Annotated in this window: 25 protein-coding genes and 1 pseudogene; 14 read left to right on the top strand and 12 right to left on the bottom strand. The window is 68.1% G+C overall.

The annotated features are described in order from the left end of the window. Positions 1-123 precede the first annotated feature (123 nt). Together OG609_RS04210 and OG609_RS04205 are read right to left on the bottom strand one after the other, a co-directional pair. Positions 124-1,818, bottom strand: coding sequence for an ISAzo13 family transposase (locus OG609_RS04210; protein ID WP_327271514.1), 1,695 nt, complete (start codon positions 1,816-1,818; stop codon positions 124-126). Positions 1,819-2,240: 422 nt separating this feature from the next. Beyond that, positions 2,241-3,296 carry a terpene synthase family protein gene (locus OG609_RS04205; protein ID WP_327271513.1) on the bottom strand — a complete coding sequence of 352 codons (1,056 nt, stop codon included), beginning with the start codon at positions 3,294-3,296 and terminating at the stop codon, positions 2,241-2,243. A gap of 197 nt (positions 3,297-3,493) precedes the next feature. Here OG609_RS04205 and OG609_RS04200 point away from each other — a divergent pair, with 197 nt between their 5' ends. From OG609_RS04200 to OG609_RS04175, 6 genes and pseudogenes are all read left to right on the top strand, one after another. Continuing rightward, entirely contained in the window at positions 3,494-4,771 is a 1,278-nt protein-coding gene (locus tag OG609_RS04200) for an FAD-dependent oxidoreductase (protein ID WP_327271512.1), read from the top strand. Positions 4,772-4,808: 37 nt separating this feature from the next. Then, positions 4,809-6,063, top strand: a pseudogene (locus OG609_RS04195) (ABC transporter substrate-binding protein). After that, positions 6,060-6,782 carry a carbohydrate ABC transporter permease gene (locus tag OG609_RS04190; RefSeq protein ID WP_327271511.1) on the top strand — a complete coding sequence of 241 codons (723 nt, stop codon included), beginning with the start codon at positions 6,060-6,062 and terminating at the stop codon, positions 6,780-6,782. The pseudogene OG609_RS04195 and the gene OG609_RS04190 overlap by 4 nt, the downstream one beginning before the upstream one ends. Further along, on the top strand, positions 6,779-7,039 hold the full coding sequence (locus tag OG609_RS04185) for a carbohydrate ABC transporter permease (protein ID WP_327271510.1): 261 nt from the start codon (positions 6,779-6,781) through the stop codon (positions 7,037-7,039). Before OG609_RS04190 ends, OG609_RS04185 begins: the two co-directional genes overlap by 4 nt. Continuing rightward, the gene (locus OG609_RS04180; RefSeq protein ID WP_327271509.1) at positions 7,029-7,862 is read left to right on the top strand and encodes a carbohydrate ABC transporter permease; all 834 of its coding nucleotides are present in this window, start codon (positions 7,029-7,031) and stop codon (positions 7,860-7,862) included. Before OG609_RS04185 ends, OG609_RS04180 begins: the two co-directional genes overlap by 11 nt. Positions 7,863-7,970: 108 nt before the next feature. Then, complete coding sequence (locus OG609_RS04175) at positions 7,971-8,549, top strand: hypothetical protein (protein ID WP_327271508.1); 579 nt, start codon at positions 7,971-7,973, stop codon at positions 8,547-8,549. Here the strand turns inward: OG609_RS04175 and OG609_RS04170 are convergent. Then, positions 8,537-9,085 (bottom strand): hypothetical protein, encoded by a 549-nt coding sequence (locus OG609_RS04170; protein ID WP_327271507.1) that lies wholly within the window; start codon positions 9,083-9,085, stop codon positions 8,537-8,539. The two genes, OG609_RS04175 and OG609_RS04170, sit on opposite strands and share 13 nt — an antisense overlap. A 172-nt stretch (positions 9,086-9,257) precedes the next feature. Here OG609_RS04170 and OG609_RS04165 point away from each other — a divergent pair, with 172 nt between their 5' ends. The 4 genes from OG609_RS04165 (at position 9,258) to OG609_RS04150 (ending at position 11,902) form a co-directional block, all read left to right on the top strand. Continuing rightward, on the top strand, positions 9,258-9,491 hold the full coding sequence (locus OG609_RS04165) for a hypothetical protein (protein ID WP_327278401.1): 234 nt from the start codon (positions 9,258-9,260) through the stop codon (positions 9,489-9,491). 133 nt (positions 9,492-9,624) lie between these two features. Next, entirely contained in the window at positions 9,625-10,296 is a 672-nt protein-coding gene (locus OG609_RS04160) for an SMI1/KNR4 family protein (RefSeq protein ID WP_327271506.1), read from the top strand. 359 nt (positions 10,297-10,655) lie between these two features. Then, positions 10,656-10,970, top strand: coding sequence for a hypothetical protein (locus OG609_RS04155; protein ID WP_327271505.1), 315 nt, complete (start codon positions 10,656-10,658; stop codon positions 10,968-10,970). Positions 10,971-11,101: 131 nt separating this feature from the next. Further along, a complete protein-coding gene (locus OG609_RS04150; RefSeq protein ID WP_327271504.1) occupies positions 11,102-11,902 on the top strand; it encodes a hypothetical protein in 801 nt (266 codons plus the stop codon). Positions 11,903-12,831: 929 nt separating this feature from the next. Here OG609_RS04150 and OG609_RS04145 read toward each other — a convergent pair. Both OG609_RS04145 and OG609_RS04140 read right to left on the bottom strand, forming a co-directional pair. Then, positions 12,832-13,038, bottom strand: a complete 207-nt coding sequence (locus tag OG609_RS04145; RefSeq protein ID WP_327277932.1) for a hypothetical protein — start codon at positions 13,036-13,038, stop codon at positions 12,832-12,834. A 554-nt stretch (positions 13,039-13,592) separates the two neighbouring features. Continuing rightward, the gene (locus OG609_RS04140) at positions 13,593-14,210 is read right to left on the bottom strand and encodes a hypothetical protein (RefSeq protein ID WP_327271503.1); all 618 of its coding nucleotides are present in this window, start codon (positions 14,208-14,210) and stop codon (positions 13,593-13,595) included. 563 nt (positions 14,211-14,773) lie between these two features. On the opposite strand from OG609_RS04140, the gene OG609_RS04135 reads away from it, so the two are divergent. Further along, positions 14,774-14,908 carry a hypothetical protein gene (locus tag OG609_RS04135; protein WP_327271502.1) on the top strand — a complete coding sequence of 45 codons (135 nt, stop codon included), beginning with the start codon at positions 14,774-14,776 and terminating at the stop codon, positions 14,906-14,908. Between the two features lie 243 nt (positions 14,909-15,151). Continuing rightward, positions 15,152-16,435 carry a phosphatase PAP2 family protein gene (locus OG609_RS04130; RefSeq protein ID WP_327271501.1) on the top strand — a complete coding sequence of 428 codons (1,284 nt, stop codon included), beginning with the start codon at positions 15,152-15,154 and terminating at the stop codon, positions 16,433-16,435. A gap of 1,137 nt (positions 16,436-17,572) precedes the next feature. Here the strand turns inward: OG609_RS04130 and OG609_RS04125 are convergent. The 3 genes from OG609_RS04125 to OG609_RS04115 all read right to left on the bottom strand — a co-directional run bounded on the left by OG609_RS04125 (position 17,573) and on the right by OG609_RS04115 (position 20,226). Next, complete coding sequence (locus tag OG609_RS04125) at positions 17,573-19,015, bottom strand: hypothetical protein (protein ID WP_327271500.1); 1,443 nt, start codon at positions 19,013-19,015, stop codon at positions 17,573-17,575. 156 nt (positions 19,016-19,171) lie between these two features. After that, on the bottom strand, positions 19,172-19,588 hold the full coding sequence (locus OG609_RS04120; RefSeq protein WP_327271499.1) for an outer membrane protein assembly factor BamB family protein: 417 nt from the start codon (positions 19,586-19,588) through the stop codon (positions 19,172-19,174). A 17-nt stretch (positions 19,589-19,605) separates the two neighbouring features. After that, a complete protein-coding gene (locus tag OG609_RS04115) occupies positions 19,606-20,226 on the bottom strand; it encodes a metallophosphoesterase family protein (RefSeq protein WP_327271498.1) in 621 nt (206 codons plus the stop codon). Between the two features lie 688 nt (positions 20,227-20,914). On the opposite strand from OG609_RS04115, the gene OG609_RS04110 reads away from it, so the two are divergent. Beyond that, positions 20,915-21,418, top strand: a complete 504-nt coding sequence (locus OG609_RS04110; protein ID WP_327271497.1) for an NUDIX hydrolase — start codon at positions 20,915-20,917, stop codon at positions 21,416-21,418. 95 nt (positions 21,419-21,513) lie between these two features. Here OG609_RS04110 and fusA read toward each other — a convergent pair whose 3' ends face one another. Further along, entirely contained in the window at positions 21,514-23,613 is a 2,100-nt protein-coding gene (fusA, locus tag OG609_RS04105) for an elongation factor G (protein WP_327271496.1), read from the bottom strand. Between the two features lie 641 nt (positions 23,614-24,254). Here fusA and OG609_RS04100 point away from each other — a divergent pair. Beyond that, complete coding sequence (locus tag OG609_RS04100; protein ID WP_327271495.1) at positions 24,255-24,887, top strand: class I SAM-dependent methyltransferase; 633 nt, start codon at positions 24,255-24,257, stop codon at positions 24,885-24,887. Positions 24,888-24,926: 39 nt separating this feature from the next. On the opposite strand, the gene OG609_RS04095 is transcribed toward OG609_RS04100, so the two are convergent. The 3 genes from OG609_RS04095 to OG609_RS04085 form a co-directional block, all read right to left on the bottom strand. Further along, positions 24,927-25,253 (bottom strand): hypothetical protein, encoded by a 327-nt coding sequence (locus OG609_RS04095; RefSeq protein WP_327271494.1) that lies wholly within the window; start codon positions 25,251-25,253, stop codon positions 24,927-24,929. Positions 25,254-25,373: 120 nt separating this feature from the next. Further along, entirely contained in the window at positions 25,374-26,246 is an 873-nt protein-coding gene (locus tag OG609_RS04090) for a DUF2510 domain-containing protein (RefSeq protein ID WP_327277931.1), read from the bottom strand. A 93-nt stretch (positions 26,247-26,339) separates the two neighbouring features. Then, a complete protein-coding gene (locus OG609_RS04085) occupies positions 26,340-26,933 on the bottom strand; it encodes a TetR/AcrR family transcriptional regulator (RefSeq protein ID WP_327271493.1) in 594 nt (197 codons plus the stop codon). Positions 26,934-26,957 lie beyond the last annotated feature (24 nt).

The raw sequence follows: 26,957 nt of genomic DNA, 5'->3' as shown, positions 1-26,957 counted from the left end.
ACGTCGTGGGGTACCAGGCGACCCCCTGGCGGGTCCAGTCCCGCGGCAGGTCGACGGGCTGCCACTGGTGTCGGGGAAGCCGGGCAGATACCACCCGGCCCGGTTCTTAGGGCCCGTAAAGAATCAACACGTTGGTTTGGTCTTTGTCGTGAGGGTCGCGCCGTGTGCGGTGGCGTGGACGAGGAGTCCTGCCAGGGTGCTGAGGTGTGCTGCTGGGGGCTGGGATGTGTGCGCGTGCTGGTCCATCAGTCGTCGGATCTCGCTGGTGGTGTGGCGGATGGTGTCCTTGCTGACGTCGAAGAGGTGGGCCAGCACGGTAGGTGGCAGAGCGAGGTTTTGTTGCAGCACGGTGGCCAGGACCCGGTCGGCCAGGTCGAGTTTGGCTTTGCGGCCGCCGCCCGGGGCCCGGCGCCGGGTGCCGCCGTCGCGTCGGGTGGCCGGGTCCTGTTTCTGCAGCGCCTGCCAGCCGGGGGTCAGGGTCTCGGTCAGCTCGGTCAGTGCGGTGCAGGTCATGCCGGTCAGCACGGGGTGTGACAGGGCACCGCGGTCGATGACCGCTGCCGGCCCGGGCGTCGGCGGCCTGGTGTGGCCTGCCGGGCTGGCGGGGTGGGGGTGCACGGTGTAGTTCCATTCGCCGTGGAAGGCATGCCCGGTGACCGGCACCGCGTTCAGCTCCGCATCGCTGACCTTCACACCGGTGGGATAGGTGCCGGTGTCGAGTTCGGCGTGGACGGTGAGACCGGTGCGGGTGGTGGTCGCGGCGATGGACTGCACGACGACCTCGTGGCTGTTCAGCGGTCTGCCGCGCCAGTTCATGGTGATGGCGGAGAACAGCCGATGCTCCACCTTGTTCCACTTCGATGTGCCCGGCGGCATGTGACAGACCGTGACGGCCAGGCCGGTCCGGGCGGCGAACGCGGCCAGCTCGGTCTTGAAGGCCCGGGTGCGGTAGCCGTTGGAGCCGCCGGCATCGGCAGTGATCAGCAGACGTCTGGCCTGCGGGTAGTCGAGGCGTCCTTGCCCGTTCCACCAACGGCCGATCGATTCGACCGCGAAGGCTGCGGTGTCGTGATCCGTACCGACATTCACCCAGCCGGTGTCCGCCGCCAGATCGTAGATGCCGTAAGGCAGGGCCTTGCCCAGTGCATCGCCGGGGAAGTCATGGACGTCAACCCGCACGGGTTCACCGGCCGGCCGCCACTGACGTCCCGCATTCTTGAACTCCCCGACGACTTCCTTCTTCTTCGTGTCCACACTGACCACCGGCTCGCCCTCCGCCTGATGGTCCTTGACCTGGTCGTTGATGTAGCGGAACTGCGCGTCCCGGTCGGGGTGCTGAGCGCCCTCAAGGGTCTTGGCATTGGCCTGCAGACTGAAGCCGTTCTCCCGCAGCAGCCTGCCCACGGTCGGCGCTGACGCGGCATGGCCCTGCCGCGTCAGCTCCCCGGCCAGAGACCGCAGCGACTTGGTCGTCCACCGCAGCGGCGACATCGGATCGCCCCGCTCATCCGGCTCGACCAGCGCCAGCAACGCCGGAACGAGCAGCCGGTCAAGCTTCTCGGCGCTCTTGCGACCGCCGCCGTCCCGGCGGACCCGGCCATCGGGCAGTGGGTCCTCACCGCCCTCCAACTCAAAGACGCCCTTCCGCACCGTCGTCTCGCTCACCCCTGCGGCACGCGCGACGGCCCGGACCCCGCCGTGCCCCAGCAGCCGGGCCTCGGCGGCCAGCGCCAGCCGCTGCTGCCGCTCATTCAGGTGAGGGAACAACACTCCGAATCTCAGGGCAAGTTGGTCACGAACCTCGCTCGGTATGCGCATACCACACCAACGACAGGGAGGCCGTGAAGCAACGTGTTGATTCTTTACGGGCCCTTAGTACATCCACCGGCGTTGAGCGGTCCGCGGACGAGTTCGTCCCCGGTCCCGCCCTGGATGCGCCAGGCAAGCACGGTGGCGTCGCCGTCGAGTCCGGCCGCGGTCAGCCCACGGGCCGACGTGAAGGCGTCGTTGGCCCAGGAGGGTGCTCTTCGCGCGCCACCTGTGGGACGTGGTGAGGTCGCAGAGCCGCCAGGACGAGTCGTCGAACCCGGCGTCGGCCTCGGGGTTTTCCGGGGCGTACCGCCAGCCGGTGAAGGGCCGGCAGCAGGACCGGGGGCGGTCCTGCTGCCAGTGCGCTCAGGACGTTTCCCGAGCCGGTCGGGCGGACATCGATCGGTCGCCCGTTCCAAAGTAATCCTGGCTCACAACCGCAGCCCCGCCGTTGCTGGGGGAACGGAGGCCTCGGCGTACCGTGCCGATTCCTGGCTGTATTCGAGAAATCCACGAGCCCATGCGCGGATCCCGTCCACGTACCGGTCAACTGCGGCCTGTTCCTGCACCGTCAGGTTCATGGCGAAGGCGGTGGTCTGCAGACTGACTATTGCGGCAGGCAATTCGATGATTCGCAGGGAGAGCCGGCGGTGCACCTCGTTGACAGCGTCCTGCAGCGTCAAGTGGTGATGGTGCTGCAGTATCACGACGAGGTTGCTGGTTTCGCCGGTGCGTAGTTCTTTGCCGAGGGAGTACAGGTCGTTGGTCCAGCAGATGATGTCGGCGGCGGTATCCCGCAGCTGTCGGCAGGCCGGCGAGGACCACACCAGCTCGGTGAGTCCCGCGTCCTGTGCGTATTCGGTGAGGTCGAAGCACCAGCCGACCGCTCCGGAGACCCGGCGCCAGGCGACGTAGGCATGAGGCGTGGGTACGCTGCGTTCCACCCGGCGCCGGATCATGTCCCGGTTGGTGCGTATCCATTCCGCCAGATGCCGGCGGAAGCGATCGTTCCATGCGGGGCTCATCTGATCGGCCAATCGGGGCACGACCTCTGCCAGGACGCGTACGGTCCCCGGCGCCTTTTCGGGCACAACGTCCTGTTCGCAGGTGACGATGCGCATCATGGCTTGCAGCTCTGTGTCGACCGCTCCGGAATCGTCCCCGCGGGCGTCACTGCGGTCATCGACGACGAACATCCACAGGGCCAAGCGAGACAGCTCTGCCAGCCGCTCCGGGGGTGCCCATGGCCAGACCCGTCCGGCGAAGGCAATATGACGCTCCCTGCGGGCCTGCTCAGCCGCTTCCGCAGACAGCAGCCCCACTTTCTGCGCCCACGCCGTGACGTGCGGCTCTACGTGGGGAAGGCCGGGGTTGAGCAGCGAGAGGTCCCGGGTTTTGCACTGCAGGGGGGCAAACCATTGCCCGCCGTCCCCTGGGATGGCCCACCCTGCGATCTCGGTGCCTGCGCTTGCAGGCGTTCGTCTCACGAGAACTTCCCTCCAGCCCGCTACAGCACGGGTAAGGACCGCGCCTTGTCATCTTTCCCTACGGACCGGCTTTTACCCGCCCCGCCGGGACACGGCGCCCTCTCTTCATGCATCGCGCCCTCGACGCGAAACCCAACGACGCGACTCTGCTGGTGATGTTGGGCAGATCATGCGGTGGCTGAGCACAGAGTGCGGAAGTGCGTGGCCCGGCGTCGTGTTCTGGGTGCGGTGTCGATTCAGTCGGCGACGCGGGCGACGTTGCAGGGCCGCCGAGTTCAGCTGCCACTGGAGTGAAGGTCGTGGACGGGGTGGTCCGCACGGTTACGGTCGCGGATCCGCAGACCGGGGCGCAGAGCGTGATCACGGCGGAGTTCGTGCTGGACGGCACCGAGACCGGTGACCTGCTGCCGCTGACCGGCACCGAGTACGTCGTCGGTACCGAGGCGCGGTCCGACACCGGTGAGCCGAGCGCTCCCGACGTCGCCGACCCGGCCAACGTGCAGTCGATCGCGTGGTGCTTCGTCTTCGACCATGCCGCCGGGGATCACACGATCGCCCGGCCCGACGACTACGACGACTGGCGCTCGTTCGAGCTGCCCTACTGGGGCGCGCCGATGCTGTCGTTCACCGCGCCCGATCCGCGCACCCTGGTGCCGGAGCAGCGCACCATGATCGTGAATCCGGAGCAGGACGTCTCCGGTGATCCGCGGTTCGACGCCGGGGACCGGGACCTGTGGCAGTTCCGGCGGATTGCCGCCCGGCAGACCTTCACCGACGGCCTGTACGACAGCGACATCGTGCTGGCCAACTGGCCCCAGCTGGATTACGTCGGCGGCTCGATCATCGACACCGACGAACGAGCGCGGCACCTGGCCGCGGCGAAGGCGCAGTCCCGGGCCTACGTCCACTGGCTGCAGACCGAGGCGCCCCGGCCCGACGGCGGCCGAGGGTGGCCCGGACTGAGGCTGCGCGGGGACCTGGTAGGAACCAGCGACGGCTTCGCGCAGGCTCCGTACATCCGGGAATCCCGCCGGATCAAGGCGCTGACCACCGTCCGCGAGCAGGACATCTCGGTCGCATCCCGCGGGTCCGGCGCGCCGGCCCGGTTCGATGCGTCCGTCGGGGTGGGGATGTACCGGATCGACCTGCACCCCTCGACCGGCGGCGACAACTACATCGACGTCGAGTCGGCGCCGTTCGAGATCCCGCTGGGTGCCCTGGTCCCGGTCCGGACCCAGAACCTGATCCCCGCCGCCAAGAACATCGGCACCACCCACATCACCAACGGCGCCTACCGGCTCCACCCGGTCGAATGGAACGTCGGCGAGTCCGCGATCGAACTCACCGCGTTCTGCCTGGACCGCGGACTGAGCCCGCAGCAGGTCGCCGCCGAACCCGCACTCGTCGATCAGCTCCAACGCCGCCTGGTCGAGGCCGGCGTCGAACTCCACTGGCCCGAGGTCGTCGGCTACTGAGCCGGACCGGACACCCCGCACGTCGAAGGAAACCACCATGATCAGAACCAGAAAGGTGCTCGGCACCGTCGCCCTGACGACGGTCATCGCACTCAGCGCCGCCTGCGCCGGGCCGGCGACTGGCACCTCGGACAAGGCAGTCGAGCTGCGGATGACGGTCTGGACCTCGGACAAAGCCCAGCTGAAGCTGTTCGACAGCATCGCGGCGGCCTACCGGGCCGACCATCCCGACGTCGCGAAGATCACCTTCGAGAGCCTCCCGTTCGCCGACTACAACACGACGCTCACCACCCAGATCGCCGGCGGCAACGCCCCGGATCTCGCCTGGATGGGTGACCTGTCGCGGGATCTCATCGCCTCCGACGCGCTCGTCGGGCTGACCGACAAGTTCAAGGCCACCCCCGGCTGGAAGTACGACGACCTGCTCGACAGCGGAGTACAGCCACGACGGCACGCTGTACGCCTACCCGTTCTCCAACTCGCCGTACGCCCTCTACGTGAACACCGACCTGCTGGCCAAGGCCGGACAGAAGATCGACCCGGCCACCCTGACCTGGGACCAGGTCGCCGCCGCCGGAGCGGCCGTCCACGCCAAAACCGGCAAGGCCGGCTTCGTCGTCCGGGACTTCGACTACAAGGCGTGGAACACGCTGGCCACCGTGTGGACCGGCTGGGGCGCGTCGGCGTGGAGCGCGGACGGCAAGACCTGCACCTTCGACAGCCACGAGATGCAGCAGGCGTTCACCTTCCTGCACGACGCGGCGTTCAAGACCCAGGCGATGCCGGGCCCTGGCACCACCGCCGACTTCTTCGCCGGCGATGCCGCCTTCACCGTCGCGCAGGTCTCCCGCGCCTCGCTGCTGACCGGCACGTTCAAGTTCGGGCTGTACCCGCTGCCCGCGGGCCCCAAGGGCACGTACTCCGTCCTCGGCCAGGCCGGGATGGGCGTGCTGGCCTCCAGCAAGCACCCGGACCAGGCGGCGGACTTCCTCGCGTACCTGACCGATCCGGAGAACGCCGCCAAGCTGGCCCAGTACTTCCCGCCGCCGCGCAAGTCGCTGCTGACCGGGGACAAGCTCGCCGCCAACAACAAGGTCCTGAAGCCCGCCCAGCTCCAGGACGCGGTGGTCGACCAGCTGCCGGACGCCGTCCCGCTGCCCAACCACACCAGCCCGGCGGAGATCGCCCAGAAGGGCAAAACGGCGCTCGACGCGATGTGGCGCGCTGATGCCGACATCCCGGCCGTCCTGCGCTCGGTCTGCGCCGCGATCGATCCGATTCTGGCCAAGTGACCAGGAAAAAGGCCGCCGAGCGGGCCACCCCGCAGGTCACCGGGCAGGCGGCCGCACGGGCCGCCGCCGGGACCGCACGCGCATCCGGGCCAGGCTTCTGGACGTCCCGCCGACGGGACGTACTGACCGGCTACCTGTTCATCCTGCCGCAGCTCGTCGGGGTGGCGGTGTTCGTCCTGCTGCCGGTCGGCATGGCGATCTGGTACAGCCTGAACAAGCGGAACGTCTTCACCGGCAAACAGACCTTCGTCGGCGGCGACAACTACGCGGCCCTGGCCCACGACCCGCAACTGCCCAAGGTGCTGCTGGCAACAGTCTTCTTCTCAGGCGGGGTGGTGGTCGCCAACGTCACGCTCGGGCTGCTGATCGCCGTCCTGCTCAACCGGAAGTTCCGCGGTGTCACGGTGTTCCGGACGCTGTTCTTCTCCCCGGTGGTGGTCTCCGTGGTCGCCTGGACCCTGGTCTGGGGCTTCCTGCTCCAGGACAACGGCGGCATCAGCGGCCTGCTGGGCAGCGTCGGGATCGACGGGCCGAACTGGCTGCAGAAGGGCGACACCGCGATGGTGTCGGTGATCCCCACCCAGGTGGTGCGCGGCGTCGGGGTCAACATGGTGCTGTTCCTGGCAGCCCTGCAGGGCTGCCACGGGAGCTGTACGAGGCCGCTCGCATCGACGGTGCGAACAGCCGCACGGTCTTCGCCCGGATCACGTAGCCGATGATCTCACCGACGGTGCTGCTGACCGTCATCGTCACGGTGGCCGGGGCGTTGCAGTCCTTCGCCCAGATCGCCGTCCTGACCGGTGGCGGGCCGGGGCTGTCCACCACGGTTCTCGTGTACTACGTGTTCCAGCAGGCCTTCGAGTTCAACGACATCGGCTACGGCTCGACGCTGGCCCTGATGCTGCTGTCCTTCGTCATGCTGCTCACCTTGCTGCAATGGCAGCTGCGCCGTAAGTGGGTGTTCTATGAGGACTGACAGAGTCCGGTCGGTACTGCTGGTGGTCGCTCTGAGCGTGCTGGCGATCCCGTTCGTGGTGCCGACGATCTGGATGGTCGCCGCGTCGGTAAAACCACTGGCGGAGATCTTCAAGGCCCCGCCGTCGCTGTGGACCGACTCGCCGACACTGTCCGCGTACCGCGAGGCATTCAGCTTCCAGCCCTTTGCCCGGCAGTATTTCAACAGTGTCTACATCGCCGTACTGGTCACGCTGATCACTCTGCTGGTGTCCAGTCTGGCCGGGTACGCCTTCGCCCGGATCCGGTTTCCCGGCGCGAACGCGCTGTTCCTGGTAGTGCTGACCGGGATGCTGGTACCGAGCGAAGTGACGATCGTGCCGCTGTTCCAGCTGTTCAAAGCGGCCGGCCTGATCAACACGCACTGGCCGCTGATCCTGGTGACCGCGCTGGCCGGACCGTGTGTGCTGGCCACTTTCATCATGCGGCAGTTCTTCATCGCCCTCCCTGTCGAACTGGAGGAGGCCGGCCGCCTCGACGGCCTCGGCCGTCCCGCGATCTGGTGGCGGATCTGCCTGCCGCTGGCCAGACCGGCCCTGTCGGCGGTGGCGATCCTGACGTTCCTCGCCTCCTGGAACCTCTACCTGGAACCCACGGTGTACCTCACCTCACCAGAACTGTTCACCTTGCCGCAGGCCCTGACCCGCTTCACCGACGCCTACGGCGGCCCGATGTGGAACACCCAACTCGCCGCCGCCACCATGACCGTCCTGCCGATGCTGATCGTCTTCGTCCTGGCCCAGCGCCACTTCATCGAAGGACTGTCCCACTCCGGTCTCAAATGAACGCCAGGCTGCCAGCCGCCTCTCGCCGAGAAAACCGAACCCTCAGCACGCCGGGCGCCCGCCGGGGCCTGCCCGGTGCCGCACCGTGACGTGTTCCGGACGGCTGCGGTGTCCGCGTCGCAGGCAGTCCTGCGGGCGAACGGCCGGACGTCCGCGGTGCGTCGGCTGGGCACGGTCCACACCGCACCTGACGGCACCGCCGTCGAGAACGGGCCGGCGGGCGAGGCGACGGACAGTACGGACACCGCCGCGGTACGGGCCCTGCCGACGACAGTTGAGGCGTCGCAGGCCGCCGTACTGAGGGATCGTTCACGGTGCTGTGCTCCTTCGAGAGTGCGGCGGGCCGTCCGGCAGCCATGGACGGCGCCTGATGCCGGTCCTGCTCATCCAACGCCTGCCGGGCTGCGCGGTCGACGGGTCGCCCTGGCCACCGCGAAGCTGCCCGAGGGAGCGGCGGGCATCGCGAAGCTGCATGAACTCCTCGCCCGCCGCGGAGAGGAGGACCTGGACCCAGCCGGTGGGGTGGTCGGGATCGAGACCGACCGCGGCTCATGGGTGCAGGCCCTGATCGCCTCTGGTTATCAGGTGTTCGCGATCAACCCCCGTCAGGTCAACCGGTTCAAGGAGCGGTATGCCTCCTCCGGCGCCAAGAGCGGCAGGCGTTCACTCAAGCACTACGTCCGCTGAGCCCCGTCCTCGCTCGGCCCGTCGTCCACCTGGAGCCACGGGTAGTCCGGATCGGCGGTGATCTTCACCTGGTGGGGAGCGTCGCGGGGGAAGGTCCAGATCCGGCCCAAGGTGCTGGTGGCGGTCACCGTGGTGGCGCCCAGGGTGACGTCGGTGAACGGGTTGGAGTAGCAGGAGACCGCGAGCCACTCCAGGGCGCCTTCGTCGTCGTCCCGGGTCAGGGCAACCCAGCCGATACTGCCGTGGTCTGATGATTCGCCTGCCAGGGCACGGCTTCCGGCGTGAGCGCGCGAAGCGAACGTCGCGTCGACGTCCATCCAGTCGCTGGGGGTCCACGCGGTGGCCCGGAGCAGCTCCGACCAGTGCCAGTCCTGGGCGCGGGTGTCGTGGCGCCGACCGGACTGGTAGAGCCGCAGGAGGTTCATCACCGACAGCGAGCCGTCGGCATACACGATGAAGTCCCCGGCGGGCGCCTCTCGGGCGCGCCAACGGTCCTGCACCTGGTCGGACTTGGGTGTCGCATCAGAGGAACTCACGCCCACCAGGATGACATCGGCCGCGGGCTGCGGTGCGGCCTGCCGGGCTGAACAGCTGGCCGGGCGACGAAGGCGCCAAGCCCTCGCGGGGTCTGGCCTTCGGCGTGTGCGGGAAACGCTGAAGCCAGCCGGCGGGCTTTGCGCACCAGCGAGGACAGCTCCGGGCTGCTGCGTGGACCCAGCGGCGCCCGGCCGGCTGCTGGACGGCGTCCCGGCGGGGTGCGACAGCAGCGTCCTCTGCAGCACGGTGAACGACCTGGAGCCGGCCGGCCGCTACCCGCAAGGCGTCACCCTGCACCAGCTCGGCAACCGCCTCGGCGGCATCCTCCACGGCTGCCTCAAAACCCGCACCCGCTACGACGCAGCGACCGCCTGGTCACACCGCACCAGCCCCCATGCTACTTGACCCTCAACGACATGGGGTGTCTGACACTGTGCGGCGTAACGCCCTCAGCCCGTCGGCGACTCCAGGGATGCGGGCTCATAGGATTCGGGTATGACCGATTTGGCGAGGATCAGCGGCAAACTGGCTGAGCTGCGTGCGGCCGACCCCGATCGGCGGGTCTTCCCTTCACGGGTACGAAATCGGTCTGCCCGCGGCCCCGGCTGCCCTCGGCCGTGTCGAAGACCTTGCCGGCACTCGCCTGCCAGAGGACTTCCGGGAGTTCGTCACCACGATCGGGGACGGGGCTCCCGGACCCTACTACGGCGTCAACTCGCTCGCCCGAGCCGTGGAGTTCGTAGAGAAGGGTTGGGGTCGTGCCGTGCTCGGCGCGGACAGCCCGCTCACTGGCGACGTCGACTTCGTCGAGTTGCTGGGGGGACCGGACGACTGGGAGGCCCACGCGGTTCTGCTGGACAACGACCCGGCTTACGCCGCCGGGTTCGACCGCCTGCAGGCGACGTATCTGGGCGAGCCGTGGTGCAACGGCCGACTTCCGATCGCCGACTACGGCTGCGGGGACTGTTTGTTCCTCATGCTGCGCGGTCCGCGCCGGGGCACGGTGTGGGCCGACCGCCTGAGCAACGCCACAGGTCTGTACTGCCTCGAGGTCGATTTTCTCACGTGGTACACCCGATGGCTCGATGATGCCCTGGACCTCGCGTCCCGGGGCGATACCGCACCGGACAACGGCGACTACCCGTGCTCTCAGGTACGGAGACAACCCGCGCTACCGACCGCCCCCGAACCGAGCACTCGGTGGCCCTGACCTTGGTGCAGGCAATGACGACGCGCCAAGGTCATAGGCTCTGCCGCATGGCGTTGTCCGCAGAGGCACTCGGGTTGGCGGTTGCGATGCTGACCGCTGACCGAGGTGTTGCAATGTGCCGCCGTCAGCGCGGCGTTCGGGCCCTGCCCGGTTGCCGGTCTTCCGACGGTAGCTCGGGACCTGCCGGTTTCGGCGGAAATGTGGAGCCTCTACAGGACTGCCGGTCCGCTCGACAGTGTCGATATCCCTGCCCCGCTCGGAGGGATCACCTTCACTCCCGGTCGAGATCTGGTGTCCTTCCAGTACGGCTACCGCTCGCGTGGCGATGACGGGCACCGCCTGGACGGTTGGCCGGAGGAGTGGGGGTCATCGCCAGCCACTCGGCAGATCCGTTTGTCGCCGACACCTCGGTCCCCGGCACCCGCGTCGGCATCGCGATCCACGGCGCGGGCTCGTGGAAGCCGTTCTGGGTCGAGCCCACGCCGACCGACTTCATGATGCTGCTGGCCTGCTTCACCCAGGCCTGCGTCGTGGAGTGCCTCAACCGACCCGATGGTGATGAGGCCGAGGACGAAAGCCGGCCGCCCGCCTGTCACAACCGAGTCGCCGTACTCCTGCGTGACCGCGCCCCTGAGGTCGACGCCGCGGCGTTCCTGGACCATCTCTGCCAGTGAGAACATGCGCGAGCAGGCACAGTACGACGGCGTACGGGCCTCCCCGGTGCTCCCAGCCCCGTCAGTTCCGGTAGGTAGGGTTGATCGCCACGTGATCGATCACAAGTACGGGGTTGCAGAAGGGGTCGTTGATGTCCGCGGAGGCGTTTCCCGCTGTCGGCCACGCGATGGGCACCCCGTCCAGCCCAAGGGAGGGCGAGGGCGAGCCCCGGTTGCGGGAAGACGTCATGACGGCAGGGACGGGCCTGCGGGTCTACCCCGAGCCTGCGGACGTGTTCGTCGCCGACCAGGTCGAACTGGCCCGGCACCTACACCCGTTGATCTCCATCGATCTGGCCCAGGTCAACCCGGCCTGGCACGGCTGGATCCACCTGGTCAGCCCGCTGGAACCGGCGGAGGGGTACATCGGTGACCACACCCAGGCATTCCACTCGGCCCTGCAGACAACCAACTGGCTCGGGTTCGCGATGGACGGCGACCGCTACCGCCTGCTCGGCGACGTGCGCTACTTCGCGCGGGCGGCAACCCCCGAGGAAGTACCCGAGCTCTGGGAAGGATTCCGCGCCCGGCTCGATGAGCACTGCGAGCGCCAAGAACGCAGCTACCAGGCTCACCGGGACACCTTCCGCTGTGAGGGCGAACTGCTCAGGCTCGACGACGAGGGTTCCCCGTTGTACGGGACGCGCGACCCGGTGGCTCTGCTGGACCAACTCGGCGGCCGTGCCGACGCCCACAGCAACTGGGTAGATCCCGACCTGTTTCACCTTGAGTACGACGACGACCACGCGTGGCCGATCAGCCCGGCCGGAAACCGGTTCCAGTTCGTGGCGGCGGTGCCGGGCTGGCACTACCGACGCAGCGGCGCCGACCAGATTCTGCTGTTCTTCGAACCCGTAGACCGGTTGGCTCTGCTGACCTTCGACTGGAGCTGAGGCCCCGGCACTTACGCTCCCGACGGCCGACCGTCGCGGACCCCACCTGGTGTGCTCGGCGGAGGGCATTTCGTTCCCGGGGCCTACGTTTGATCAGCAGGTCACGGTGCGGGGCCCCGAAAACCGTATGTAAGTCCCTCAAATTCGGGCGCAGCCCGATTCCCCGTTGAATTGGATTCAATCCTATCCTGGTCCAGGGAAGCTCTGCGGTGTTCACCGAAGGATTTCGGGGTCACGGTAAGGTAGTTGGGAATCTCCGCCGGCCGTCACAACTACGGCGTGTGCGACAGCCGTTCCTCGGTCACTGCTGCGAGTTCTCCGGATCTTGCCGCAACTGGTCGAGAAGCTGGTTGATGGCTGCCTTCGCCTCCATCACCGACGCGCCGGTCGCCTTCCGCCAGGTGTTGATCGCCTGGATGCGGTCGCCCGAGCGTACGTGGGCAACGGCCAGCCGCGCGTGGAGGGGATAGCCCGGCAGTCGGGCGGGAACGGGTCGGCCGCGTGGCTCGCCGCCGCGGCCGCTGGGGTCGAGCTCGTCGAGTGAGGAGTGCAGTCCATCGATCGGTGCCCGCTCTGTCGGCTGTGCGGTGCGGACCGCCACGAGCTCCCAGCGGAAGTCGGTCTGCTCGGACCAGTCCTCGTCCAGTCCGACGCCCAACAGCCCTGGATCGTCGATCAGCTGGCAGACGTTGTAGGCAAGATCGTGCTGCATCTGCCGCACCACATCGGTCAGATCGTCCGGATCCGCCCCGCACGCCAGGATCCGGTGCAGCGCCGCAGCCGATGCGCTGCCGGGAACGCTCCCCTGTTCGTGGCCTCGTAGCCAGGACTCGATCCACGACGGGGAGCCGTCGGTGTAGGCGTCCTCGTCGACAGCCATGTTCCACACAGTGGTGAGGAACGACTGGCGTGCCTGCGTCGGCCAGTCATCAGGATGGGGATCTTCGTTTTCGGCCATGCGCCAACACTGCCATCCGTTGGTGAGGGCGTTGCCGACGGGACGGCCGGGTTGCGCCATCGCTGCCCGCTTCCTTCCCGCTGTCACCTGGAACTGCAACTGCCGGACCGTACGAGGCTTCCGGGCGGAGAATGTCGTCGAGGTTGGCCTGCGTGAGGAGTCCAGGTGCCAGGACGATGTCGGCGACGGTGCGGCCGGTGACGAGCGCTTCCTGTGCGGCGGCGCTCGCCTGGGCGTCCAGGCCGGTCGCTCGGCGCCGTGGGGTTGGTTGCGCCCAATCCAGCGCAGCCGGTCCTCGTCGGAGGCGTCGAGAAGATGGCGGATCTGGTCGCGCTCGGCCCGACTGGAGCGGAGCCCCTGGCGGAGGTTCGCGTAGTCGGGGGCAACCGGGCCGGTGATCTGGTGAAGGGCGCCGTCTCGGGTGTCAACGTAGATGGCCATCCGACTCTCGGGTTGCCGGTACTCGTCGAGGTCACGGCTGAGCGGCGTGATTTTTTGACTTCATAGTCCAGCTCTGCCAGGGCTGTTCGGAGGTCCGCGAAGGTAGGCACGGGCGTGGGGCCGTGCTCGAGGCGGTGGCACTGCACGGTGAACCGGCAGCCCTGCCACGGTTCCTTCCTCGAGGGCCGCTCCCACGTGAACTCGACCAGACGGCACGCAGTGCCGCGTGGCGGCGCCGCACCGGAAGCGTGCAGTCAAGCACGAGCCGGCGGTGCGTCAGGAAGCTCGCCATCAGCTCAGCTTTCGCAGTGGTGCGGTGATTGCGAGCGACCGGTCGACCGCACTGACCAGTGCCTGCGCCGACTGGGGCGCGTGCTGCTCGGCCCATGCTGCGACCAGGAGGAGGAAGTCCGCGAGGTCCTGCTGGACCCCGGCGAGCAGCCGGGGGAGCTCGGTCCGGGCGACCTCGATCACGGGGCCCGGGTGCTCGCCGTTCGGGTGGAGCCGGACGGTGTCGCCGAGTTGTTCGGCCCACGGTGTCGGGTCGTGGCCGAGCCACAGCTCGCTTCCGTCGGCGATCTCCAGCCATCCGCGCCAGTCCTCCAGTCCGCAGCAGCAACCGGGCGTCAGCGTCGTGCCGGTGCCCGTGTCCTGGACGCGGAGCCCTCCAGGGGCGACGAACCCCTCCTCGTGCAGCAGTGAGCTCAGGAAGGCGTCGGCCGGGTCGGTCAGGTGGTCTTCGACCCGGCTGGAGTTGTAGCCGGCCATGGTGGCTATTGCCGTGCCGACCTGCTCATCGCTCAGCGTGCCGTTCAGTGGGGTGAGGTGGTGCGGCGGTTGCTCGGCGACCGGCCAGAACTCGAAGCCGGGGAGCGCGCCGGTCTCCAGCACGGGGCGTATGACGATCACCGACCCAGTGTCGCGGACACCTGCCCCGGGCGCCGCCGAATATCAGCCACTGGTGGTTGGCTATGCAGGTGACAACGGAGAGCGTTTGTCGGCAGATACGGAGAGCGGCCGCTTCGTCCAGGACGCTCAAATGTTGCCGAGTTCTGAGTGGGCGTTTAGGTATGCCTGGTAGAGCTATAACGCCTTTGTGACCAGTGGCTTTTGAGGCGACTTGCCGCATGAGCGGGGATTGACATGCGCGAAGACGGCGACTGTGCGCCCGTTTAGCTCGCACATGCTGCACAGATTCCGTCTGGTCTAGCAATGACCTGGAAGCTCCCTGCCGGTAAGGGGCTTCCAGACATTTCGGACCGTGCGTGTTAGCGATATATGCGGCGAAGCGTGTCGAAACGTCCGGCGCGAACCAACATCAAACGCCCACTCAGGAATCGGAAGGCGGCCTTTCGTGCGTCCGGGGGCGTGGTGGTCGCAGTGTGATCGCATGCCCGGGTCGGGGCTGGTTCGCGGTGGGTGGGCAGCATCCGACAGAGTCAGTGGCCCCCTGGTGTGGCTGAGCGCTGTAGGTGGCCAGTCTGAGCACTCTCGTTGGCGGCTATCCGCTGTCGGCGTCGCTCGCGCTGCCCTCGACCGACACTGTCGCCGTCGAGCTCGCCCCGACACCCGCCCTCCCGTCCACCGAGCCGCCCGCGCCGCCCTAATCCGGGGCCGTGCGGGGCGCGCGGCGTTTCATGTCCGCCGTGGCCGCGGGAAAAGGGGAGCTGATCGCTGTATTCGGCGTACCTGTGATCAGCGAAACCCGCCCGTTCCGTTAGCATGTTCGAGCTCGCAACGATCACATTGAAATATGACAAAGCAGCTGAAAATTGATATCTACGGTAACGCGAATGTTTTCGCGAATAGACGGCAGAACTAGGTTCGCTGCATGGCGTCAACCACGCGTCATGCTGTGGGTCGCGGTGAGTGTGGCGGCCCTCGGATTCCTCATTGCACTGGAGGTCGCCGCGCGTCGGTACGGCGAGCCGGGGCCGATCACCGACCAGGCGCGAGAGGTGATATTCGCCCCCAAATCGGGGACGGTGCTGTACGTCAGTATGGCGTTGATGACGGTGGTGCTCACCTGGCGGCAGCGGTTCATCGCGGCCGGCGCCGCGATCGGCATCGACATCGTCTTCTGGCTCGTGCGGTGGGCGGTCGACGCCGAGATGATGTTCGGCAACGGCGCGTTGTGGGTGACTTTGGCCTGTGCCGTCATCGCTGTCACGCGCCGCACCGACCGGGACCGTGTCCTGCTGCTGAAAGGCGTCGGACTGGCCCTGCTGCTGGTGGCCGGCCGCAAGACCGGCTACACCTGGCTGCTGATCACGTCGAAGACCCGCCCGGCGGTGCTCGACCAGTACGTGGCAACCGCCGATCATGCGTTGGGTAACCCGTCGTGGCTGGTAGGCCGGATCGTCGCGGCTACCGGCACGGTCGGCGCCCACGTTCTCGACTGGGTCTACATTCAACTCGCGGTGGCCGCAGTCGTCGTCGCGCTGTACCAGCTGCGCAACGTGGCGGTCGAGCGCCGCTTCCCGGGCCATCATCTGGTGCGTACCTTTCTGGTCATCGGCCTGCTCGGGCCGGGCATCTACATGATCTTCCCGGTGGTCGGACCGATCTTCGCCTACGGCGCGGACGGGGGGCACTGGGCGGTGGCCAACCTGTGGCCGGACACGCCGCCGCCGGTCAGTACCCCGCACCCGATGCTCTTCGACGAGATCACCCCGCGCAATTGCATGCCCAGTCTGCACACGGCGTGGGCTACCGCGATCTTCATTCATTCCCGCAAGGGCCCGCGGGCTCTGCGATTCGCAGGCGCGTTCTGGCTGATCGCCACGCTCGGTGCAACGCTGGGCTTCGGCTACCACTACGGCGCGGACATCGTCGCCGGTGTGGTGTTCACGCTCACGATCGAGACGGCGCTGCGCTCGCTCGACCGCGGCTGGGACCGGTCGGGAATCCAGCTGGTCGTCTACGGCGCCGCAGTCTTCGCTGGGCTCTTGGCGTCGTATCGCTATCTGTCGGTGGAGATGGCCGGACATCCGTGGGTGTTCGGGCCGCTGCTCATTCTGGCGATGACCTCAGTGGTCTACGGCTACGTACGGACCACCAAGCTGTGGGACCGGAAGGCCGCGTCGGCGTATCTGCCGGAACCGCGACGCGAATCGCAGCCCGAACTGGTTTGAGTCATGTTGCAGCGGGTCGTGGGCTGAGCGCCTCCCGGGTGGGGCCGGGAGTGTGGCTGAGCGCTGTGGTTGGCCAGTCTGAGTGCTCTCGTCGGTGACTGTCCGCTGTTGGCGTCGCTCGCGCTGCCTTCGGCATCGCCACGGTCGCCGTCGATGGAGGCCCGGACGCATGGGGCATGGGGCTGGTGGTGGGGACCCGTCCGGATGCTCCTGTTGCCGGCCTGTGTGAAGTCAGCGCGCGGCGGGCTCGGTCGCGGCCTGTTTCCGGGCCGGGATCAGGCGGGGGACGGGGTTCAGTTGAGCTGCCCTTGCTGGCGGTTCCCCGACCTTGTTCCGGCGCCCCTTCGCCATGCGGCCGGTGAAGGACTTCATCTCGAAGATGAAGTCCGCCGGCGTCCGCGCCGGGTACTGGTCGCTCGACCAGTACCGACCTCCAGGGGCGACCGGGTCCGGGCTTGGGGACCAGCTGGGGACCAACAGGGTATGCCCGGTGCCGCACAGTGTGCCTCGCCATGCACGATCTGCATCCGTGAAATGTGTGATCTATCCGGAAAATTCCCCTGGCTCGCACTCCTGGGGGTCAAGGGGGCGCAGGTTCAAATCCTGTCGTCCCGACAGAGATGTCGGATGTTTCCGCAGGTGAGGGGCGCTCTTCGGAGCGCCCCTCACGCACGGGCGGTATCGTTCCGGGAGCCCTCTTCCGCGCCCAATGCCATCGCTCCGAGTCGCCGTCGGCGGCGTCCCTTCACCATGGCCGATTGCCCGATCCTGGCGGGTTCGCGGTGCTCCTGACCGGTTGGGCCTGATGGGGGCCGCAGGGACCGGTTGCCGACTGCGCCCGGGTATACGCGCACGGCACCCGCCTGCGTCCGAACGCAGCCCTCCCGCTTCCGCCGCGCCCTCCCGCTTCCACCGCCCGATGACGGCGGGCCGCCACGCCCGCCGCCCCGTCCGTGCCTGCCTCTGGGCCCCGAAGCGCAGGACCTGCGAGGAAGAGCGGCCCGCCGTCCACCGACAGGCCGTGCTGCTCACGGCCGTGCTGCGCGTGCCGCTCCGAGTGCGTGCGTACGAGCAGGCGCACGGCGCGTGCCTGCGTCACGCCCTGATCGGCGCATGCCCGTCGCGCCGCCCTTCAGGTCAGTTGCCCGCCGTCCACAGAGCCGCCTCCGGGGCCGACTGTGTAAGCGTCCTCTCGCCCGTCCAGTCGATGAAGGAGGTGCCGGGCAGATAGTCCTCTTGGAGGAAGAACGCCCGTGTGATCCGTGTGACCGTCACGGACGCGCCGGTCTCCTGGACGGGCGTACGCAGCCCGACGACCTCCGCGACGTCCGACGGCTTCGTCCCCACAGGCAGCTCGATCGTGGTCGCCGCCGCGCCATTGCGGGTGATGGACCACGAGGCGACGTCATGGTTGGACGTGTACAGCTTCTCGCTCCCCTTCAGCCGCACGCCGATGGACAGGCCCACGTTACCGGCCTGGTCCGACGGCGAGGTCGTGTGGGACACCGCGAGGTACAGGTAGCTGCGCTGATCGCCGAGGTCCGGAGTATCCGGGTCCGAGGGGGATTCGATCTGGCCCTCACGGGTCATCTCCTTCCCCATGACGGAGTAGAGCCACGGATTCGTGTCCATGATGTGCTCCCGCGTCCGACCCGCGGGCAGCGACTCGATCGGTGCGAGGGAGAACCGCATGGGATCGTCGACCTTGTCGCACAGGTTGTTGTTGGAGGTGCAGGTCTCCAGCAGCGGGCGGCTGTTCTCGTACGCGCCGGCGAATTTCAGCGTTTGGTGGTTGGGCGCCTGGTAGACGCCTGTGCCGGGGACCGGCTTGCCCTTGGCGTCGACTTCGACGCGATAGGCCCACTCGATGTCGGTGGTCCGGCCCCAGCGTGCCATCAGCGCCGGCGAGTTGGTGCCGCCGTCCTCGTTGCTCCAGATCACCGTGTACTGGATCACCTTGTGGCCGGCGGTCTGCGCCGGGGAGATCTCGTGATAGGCGAAGACCGGAGTGTCGGTTGTGCTGCTCTGGAACCGATCACCCAGATCCGGCAGGTTCCGGCCATAGAGTACGGGTGCGTTCTTCAGCACGAGTGCCTCATCGGTCTCCTCCCCGTACATCCGGACCGAGACGTCGTCGAGCTGCGCGCTGCTCGCTCCCTGCGGAGAGCGGTCGTCGGCGAAGCGGAACCGCAGCTTGTGCGGCCCCTTTTTGAGGTGGCCCAGGGTGAAGCTGCGGGTGATCGGCTGATCCGAGGGGATCACGATGTCGGTCGCGTAGCGCCCGTCGACGTATGCCGATACGACCGCGGACTCGCTGCCCTTGATCCCCCAGGAGACCCCCGGCGCCCGGGAGTTCAGCGATACCACGGCCTCCCCCGCCCGATTTGCGACGAAGGGCAGGGTCCGTGCGGGCTTGCCGCGCTTCACGGTGACGGTGGGTGTGTCCGCCTTTCGCACGTCTGTTGCCGCGGCCGGAGGTGTGAACAGCCCGACTGCCGATACGGCAAGGAGGACCGCTGCCGCGCCGCTCCCCAGCCCGACCGAGGCGGTACCGAGCAGTGACACGCGAGTGTTGTTCATCGTTGAGTTCCTTTCAGGTCTTCTTACGCATGAAGCCTTGACGAGGGTGCAGCAGTCCGGCGTCGGCCGGGCCATGTGAACACCAAGCGCAGTTGAACTTCCCGGTCGGCGACATCGTGACTTCGCACAGGTTCCAGGAGGGTGAGCCAGGCGCGTTCACGGCAATGCGATGCCGTGCACGACGCCGTCCTGATCACCCACCACCAGAGTGTTGTTGACGACCGCGGGGCTGCTGAAGGTGAAAGCGAGCGTGTGCTGCAGCCACCCACGCCGCGTGCCGTCGGCGATTCGCAGGCCGATGAGTTTGCCGTCCACGGATTGGATCCAAGCGGTGTTCTCATGGACGATCGCGCCCGCGTTGAACACCCGGACGTCCAGGGAGGTCTGCCAGATCGTGTTACCCGTGGCCAGATCGACGCGACTGACGACGCCGTATTCGGTGGTGAGCAAGGCCGTGGCGTCCTGGAGGACGACGGTCGGGGCGTACATCGCGCTTCCCGAAAACGTCCACCGCAGCGCTCCGGTGGCGGCGTCGAGGGCATACGAGCGGGAGACGTTTGCGACAATGGCCATGTCGTGGCCGAGAGCCACTACGTTGTCCCATCCACTGTGCAGGCCGGAAAGTGCTGGAACAGCACGGCCGGGGTCCCCGGAGCCATCCTGCGCAGATCGGCTTCCAGCCAGGCGAGCCGGCTCGCCCCGGAGTGGCCGGGCTCCTGCAGCACCTGCGTCGGGTCGAATCCGATGAAATGGACTCCGCCAGCATCGAAGGAATACGGTGCCGGTCCGAAGCGGGAGTGGTACAGCTCCTTGGCCGTGTGGTCCCAGCGCGTCTCATGGTTGCCCGGCGCGTAATGGATCCTGCCGCGCAGGGAGTCGGGGATCGTCTGCCCGTACAGGACGTACTCGTCGGCCTGACCGGAGTCGGTGATGTCGCCGCAGTGCAGGACGAAGTCGGGGTCACGTCGTGCCATGGAGGCGAAGACCTGGGTCATCCACCCCGTGCGCTGGGGAGCGTGCACGTTGAGGTGCGTGTCGGAGACGAGGCCGAACCGCAGGCCACCGTCGGATTCCCGCATCGCCGCGTCCGCCGGTGCGGCCCCAAGCAGCGTTGCGAGACCAGCCGTTGCCAAGGCGGCGCCGCCGAGACCGAGGAGCGTGCGACGGTGCATTGCGTGCGAGCACGGCTCGTGGCCGTTTGTGACCACCATCGGGTGTTTCCCTTTCGTTGGATGATCTACGGCGAAAGGCTCGCTCGATGAGATGAAGGGCGACTTACCGGGCGTCACTGGTTACGTGAATGGCACGCACCATCCGTGGACGCCCGTGCGGCGCTTCCGGTAAACGGTGCGGTGGTTCAGGGGCCTTGCGCCGGTCGGTGGACGGGCGCTTGCGGGACACCCGGCGTCGCGAACCTCGATCCCGGCCTCGACGCCGACGCGGTCTTGGCCCCACTCGGACGAGCCGACGTCCGGCCCGCCCGAAAGCGCCGTTTCGCCTGGGCCGTCGTCGCCCGTCCCGGCTGCTGACCGCCGCCGGTTACGAGGCCCCCACCCGGGCCGCCCTGAGGTTCGTCAACGAACTCGTCGAGGCCGGGGGCGACCATGGTGGTCCGACCGGCCTGTCCGCGCTGCCACGGGGTAAGGCGCTGTCCAAGCTGGCCCGCACAGCACCATCGGCAGCGAGAAACGCTGGGCCGACACTCGGCGCCTCCTCGACGACGACACACTGCCGGCCCCGGACCGCGTCGCGGGACTGCTGCTGATCCTCTACGCACAGAGAATCGGCACCATCAGCCGGCTCACCGTCGACGACGTCAACATCGACGGCGAGGTTGCGGGCCGCAGTGTCGACGAACCGGGAGCACAGTGCGAAAGCGCCCGGCCTACGCTGTCAGGCATGCCAACAGACAACCGGGCATTCACCGTCAACCACGACGTCGAGGTGCCCGTTTCTGTACCCGGAGCGGTCTGGACCGTCGGAGCGGTCATCCTCAACCAGGACGGCGAAGCCTTCGCCCAGAAACGAAGCCCGGACCGCAACCTCTTCCCCGACACGTGGGACATCGTGGGCGGTCACGTCGAGGCGGACGAAACCCTCCTGGATGCTCTCGCGCGAGAGGTCGCGGAAGAGACGGGATGGCGCCTTCGCCACGTGCGCCGATTTCTGGGTACCAGCACCTGGACCGGAGACGACGGAGCTGGACTCCGTCACGAGGCCGACTATCTCGTCGAGGTCGACGGCGACTTGGACCACCCCGCCCTGGAATGGTCCAAGCACTCTGCCTACGGCTGGTTCGGCCCTGACAACCTCGCTCGCCTCAGAGAGAATCGCGCGCCCGGAGAATTCTTGATCCACGACCTGATCGCGCGAGCTGTGCAGGATCGACCGGAGAGTTCCTGACGCGGGCTGGAGCGGTGTGGAGAACATCTCCTCCACGCAGAGACCCTGGTCAAGAGAGTTCGTGAGCTGGTCATGAACCAGGGCCATCCCCAGCCCTACCGGTCCGGTGTCCCGCGAGGCACCGCGCCCGGCGCCGGAGCGAAACCGGTGGCCCGGGTGGTGAACGTTCCCCGGCCCTGGGTCCGGCTGCGCAGCCGGGTCGCATAGCCGAACAGCTCGGCCAGCGGCACGGTCGCGCTGATCACCGATGTGCCGGCCCGCGCGGTCGAGCCCGAGACCCGGCCGCGCCGTGCCGCCAGGTCACCGAGCACCCCGCCCACGGCGTCATCGGGCACGGTGACCGTGACCTCCACCACCGGTTCCAGCAGCACCATCACGCTGTTGCGCAGCGACTCACGGAGCGCGAGCCGGCCGGCTGTCCGGAACGCCATCTCCGAGGAGTCCTTGGAGTGGGTGGCCCCGTCGGCCAGCGTGACCCGCAGCCCGGTCACCGGGTGTCCGCCGAGGGGGCCCTCCGCCAGGGCATCCCGGCAGCCGGCCTCCACCGCCCGGACGTACTCCTGCGGCACCCGGCCACCGACGACGGTCGACCGGAACGCGAAGTCCATCGCATCGCCACCGCTGTTGTCACCGGCGGCTTCCAGCGGCTCCACATCGAGGACGACATGAGCGAACTGGCCTGCACCTCCCTCCTGCTTGACGTGCCGGTACACCAGTCCCGACACCCCTCGGACGACCGTCTCCCGGTAGGCCACCTGCGGCCGGCCGACGCCGATCTCCAGCCCGTGAGCACGACGGATCTTCTCCACCGCGACCTCCAGATGCAGTTCCCCCATTCCGGACAGCACCGTCTGACCGGTCTCGGGGTCGGTCCGGACCGCCAGCGAAGGGTCCTCCTCGACCAATCGCGCCAGCGCCGACACCAAGCGCTCGGTGTCGATGCGTCTGCGCGCCTCGACCGCCACGGAGACGACCGGATCGGCAACGGAGGGCGGTTCGAGAACCAATGGCGCCGCGGGTGTGCACAGGGTCGCCCCGGCACGGGCGGCTTTCAGTCCGATCACCGCGACGATGTCCCCGGCCACCGCCTGGTCCACGTCCGAGTGCTGTCCGGCCTGCACCCGCAGGATCCGGCCGATTCGCTCGTTGCGTCGCGCGCCCACGTCCAGCACCGCGTCCCCCTTCCGGATCGTTCCCGAATACACGCGCAGATAGGTCAGCCGCCCCTTGGCGGTCGAGTTCACCTTGAACACCAGCGCGGCGAACGGTGCCGCAGGGTCGGCGGACCGCTTCTGCACCGCGCCGTCCAGGGTGCCGCGTACCGCAGGCACATCCAGCGGCGAGGGCAGGTAGGCCACGACGGCCTCCAGCAGCGGTTCGATTCCTCGGTTGCGGTAGGCCGAACCGCACAACACCACAACGCCCTCACCGGTACGGGTCAGGTCGCGCAGCGCGGTGGACAGAGTCTGTGCGGAGACCGTCGACTGCGCACAGAACTCCTCCAACGCGACCGGATGGAGTTCCGCCACCGTCTCCTCGAGAAGCCGGCGGCGCCGGAGCGCCTCTTCCCGCAAGGCGTCCGGCACCCGGCCCTCCTCGAACGTGCCGGGGCCGTCGGCCCAGACCAGCGACCGCATACGCAGCAGATCCACCACCCCGGTGAACCCGTCCTCCTTTCCGATCGGCAGCTGTACCACCAGCGGGACCGTGTGAAGCCGCGCCCTTATCGACGCGACCGCCGCGTCGAGGTCGGCACCGGCACGGTCCAGCTTGTTGACGAACGCGATTCGCGGCACCCTGTGCCGATCGGCCTGCCGCCACACCGACTCGCTCTGCGGTTCGACCCCGGCGACACCATCGAACACCGCGACCGCGCCGTCGAGCACCCGCAGCGAGCGCTCCACCTCGTCGGAGAAGTCGACATGGCCCGGGGTGTCGATCAGATTGATCCGGTGGCCGTCCCAGAAACAACTCACCGCAGCGGCAAAGATGGTGATCCCGCGGTCGCGTTCCTGGGAATCGAAGTCGGTGACTGTCGTCCCGTCATGGACCTCGCCCCGCTTATGGGTGGTGCCGGTGAGGTAGAGGATTCGTTCGGTGACGGTGGTCTTGCCGGCATCGACGTGGGCGAGGATGCCCAGATTACGAACGCCGGTCAGCGGACTGGTGAGATGACGGTGCAGGTCGGTACGCACGGCCCATGGCCTTTCGGGGTGATCCGGATCGGGTCGGCGCAATTCCCGGACGAACCGGCCTGTGGTCAGGCCCCGCAGAAACCCCTATGCGGCGCACCGCATCGGTGCACAGCCGCTTGGGCTGCTGAACACCTTCGAGAAAGAGGTCAGTTGTCCGTCACGGACATCCGGTGCCGGCCGCGCAGCAGGCACCGGGCAGACGAGGACACCAGGATCACCTCGTACCGCGACTGGGGGACAACAACAGCGGTGCGGTAACGCACGGCCGGTCTCCCCTCACTCGTCACGGTGCGCGCTGCGATGTTGTTGCAGCGTGCGATTGGTGGCGAGTGTAGTGAACCCGGTGCCGGCAGTTCACCGGATTTTTCTGCCTGACGCCGTATCCGGCGACCCGCGCATCGGGCCGGGTCGGCTCCTCCCCCTGGCCATCGGCGGCTGGGAGATCTCGGATTCGTTCCCGGTGCGCAACCCGGAGGAGACCGGGCAGGCCTGGCGGCGAACGACGGACGATCCGTTCCCCTCATTCGTCCACCGGGCGCCCCGAGCCCCCCATGTGACGTGCCCGATTGGGCGTTGAAGGTCGCTGCGAATGATGAAACGATCCCGAGGAAGCCGCCAGGGCAACGGAAGGACCCACATCGATGGACGAAGTCCACGGCCTCCCGGCCGCACAGGTGTTCGACGCTCTGGGTGCCGAGTACGAGCGGGCGTTCGCCGACTCGGCCACCCACCACGCCTCGCTGAAGCGGCTGTTGGAGCACATCGCACCGCACAGCCGGGTCCTGGACGTGGGCTGCGGAACGGGCCGGCCGACCGCGCAGACCCTGGTCGACGCCGGTCATGATGTGCTGGGCGTCGACGTGTCGCCCGTCATGGTGGACCTGGCGGCCCGACAAGTGCCCGGTGCGTCGTTCGAGTGTGCCGACATTCGTGAACTTCACCTGGACGAGGGGAGTTTCGACGCGGTCTGCGTGTACTTCTCGTTGCTGCAGATGTCCCGCGACGACCAGTCCCGACTCCTGGGGAAGCTGGGGCGTCTGCTGGTCCCCGGAGGCCACCTGGTCGTCGCTACGGTGCCGCTGGACGTCGAGGACGTCAGCGTCGTCTTCATGGGACAGAAGGTGCAGGCGACCAGCTTCGGCGCCGACGAATTCACCGAGCTGGTCGCCGGGGCCGGATTCACGGTCCTGTGGGAGCGCAGCAGCCTGTTCACCCCGGCCTACGAAGCAGCGGTGGCCGAGCCCCAGTTGTTCCTGCACTGCCGAAGGGCCTGACATACCGCGGGCCTGCCCTCCGGGCAGGCCCGCGGTATGTCAGCGCTCGGGCAGAAGCACCCCGGACTGTCGTGGGCGACGTACCCCGGGGCACCGCTGCGCAAGAGCGCCCGGGCGCTTGCAGGCGTTCAGCGGGCCCTTCCACCTGCGAAGCGCATGCCTGCCGCATCTGCGCCACTGCGCGGGCGAGATGGGTACGGGCTGCCCACCCCTGGTGACCATCGCGTTGACCGGCGTCATCGGATCCGTCGCCAAGGTCTTGGCCAGCAGCACACCGATCACCAGCGGGGCCAAGGTCACGGCCAGTGCCGTACCGGCGGTGGCGACGTGCTGCATGCGGGGGCGGGGCGGTGCGTCAGGAGCCATGGGTGTCATTCGATCAGCGATGGACCGGTGAGGAATCGGACGACGTACTCAGTCCGGTCGTCCTTTCGTACTCATCGGTGTACGACGCCCGCCCCGCCGACGGATCGTCCCGCCACGCGCCTACGCGGTCGTGCCGGGACCGGAGCCCGTTCCCGATGCGGCCTTGATGCCCTTGGTGATGTCGTCCATGACGGAGAGCTCCGGCGCCTTGGTGTTGATGTCGAAGCCGGAACGGATGACGATCAGTGTGTCCTTGGAGCGGGGCGACGGGAACGCCAGCGACTGGACGTACCCGTCGTCGCCGCTCTTCGTCACCACTTTCCAGCGCACCAGATAGCCCTGCTCACCGGCCACGGTGACCGGCCCCGACTTGAGCTCCTGATGCGAGGTGATGCCTCCGTAGATCTTCTCGCCGTAGGAATCCGTCGCGTTGGCGGAGATGTCCTTCGTCGCGGTGGCCTTCGCCGTTGTGGTGTCGAGCTTCAGGGCCTTCGCCGGCATGGAGAACACCCCGCCGCGCACGCACTCCTGGGACGTGTCGCCGGGACAGGCGTACTCGCCCGTGGTCACTCCCGCGCCCGCGATCCCCGACTTGCCCGTCCAGCCGTCGGGCACCGGGAGGCTGATTCCGCTGGCCAGGTCCGTGGCGTGGCCGTCCTCGGTCTGCGGTACCTGGCGCTCGGGTGCCTGGCTCTCACCGCCGTCTCCGGGCATGCCCGGCCCGCGGCCGGGCGCACCGGAAGGTGCGGTGGACGGGGCAGTGGCCGCATTCTCCTTGGAATCGCCGGAATCGTCCGACAGCAGGAAGAGGCCGCCCCCGATGGCGGCGAGCACCACCACACCTGCGGTGATGCCGATACGCATCCGGCGGCGCCGGATCGTGGCGGGCGGCACGCGGAGGTGGTCGGTCCACTGGTTGCCGTCCCACCAGCGTTCCTGAATGGGGCCAATTCCTGTATACCCGGGGTCTGGATGCCAGCCGGGCGGGCTCATCTGGGTCACGCGGCCCACCGTAGAACGGTTGCGTGAGAATCAGATGAATCCATTGGGCCGGATGAACCGGGCGAACACGGCGAATCGCGTGAATCAGGCGAGGAAGCGCTCCGCCCACAGCCGCAGCATCTCGTCCCCGAACGCCGGGTCCTCGCGCAGCACGCTGGTGAGAGCCAGCCCTCGGTGCAGGACCAGCAGTGATTCGCAGAGCATGGCGAAATCGTCGCGCGCCGCGACCTTTGGCCCGAAGATGTGTGAGATCACGGCGCGCTGAGCGGCGCCCACCTCCCGTTCCGCGGGCAGCAGGGCCGCCTTGAGACCGGGATCGGTGCGGGCCGCGAGCCACAGCTCCAGGCCCGCGAGAAAGTGCGGTCCCGACATCGCGGTACGCAGCAGCGCGAGCCCGTGCTCCGGATGCGCGGCGCCCCCGTCCGTCTCGGCGCGGATGTGTGCGAGGCGCAGCTCGGCGACATGGTGGGTCGCCGCCGCCAACAGGTCGGCCTTGGATGCGAAGTGGTGCAGCAGCGCGCCCCGTGACACCCCGGCCCGTTCCTGCACCCGCTGGGTGGTCGTACCCGCGAAACCGTGCTCCACCAGGCAGTCGATCGTGGCGTCGAGAAGCCGTTGCCGGGTCTCCTCCCTTCGCTGCTGCTGGGTGCGTCGGGCGGGTGGCGTGACGGGGGACATGGCGCGAGCCTATGGCACGGAAAA

The sequence above is a fragment of the Streptomyces sp. NBC_01224 genome, from assembly GCF_036002945.1.
GTDB lineage: Bacteria > Actinomycetota > Actinomycetes > Streptomycetales > Streptomycetaceae > Streptomyces.
Note: the sequence above shows the minus strand (reverse complement) of the source record. Positions and strands in the feature narration are given on the sequence as shown.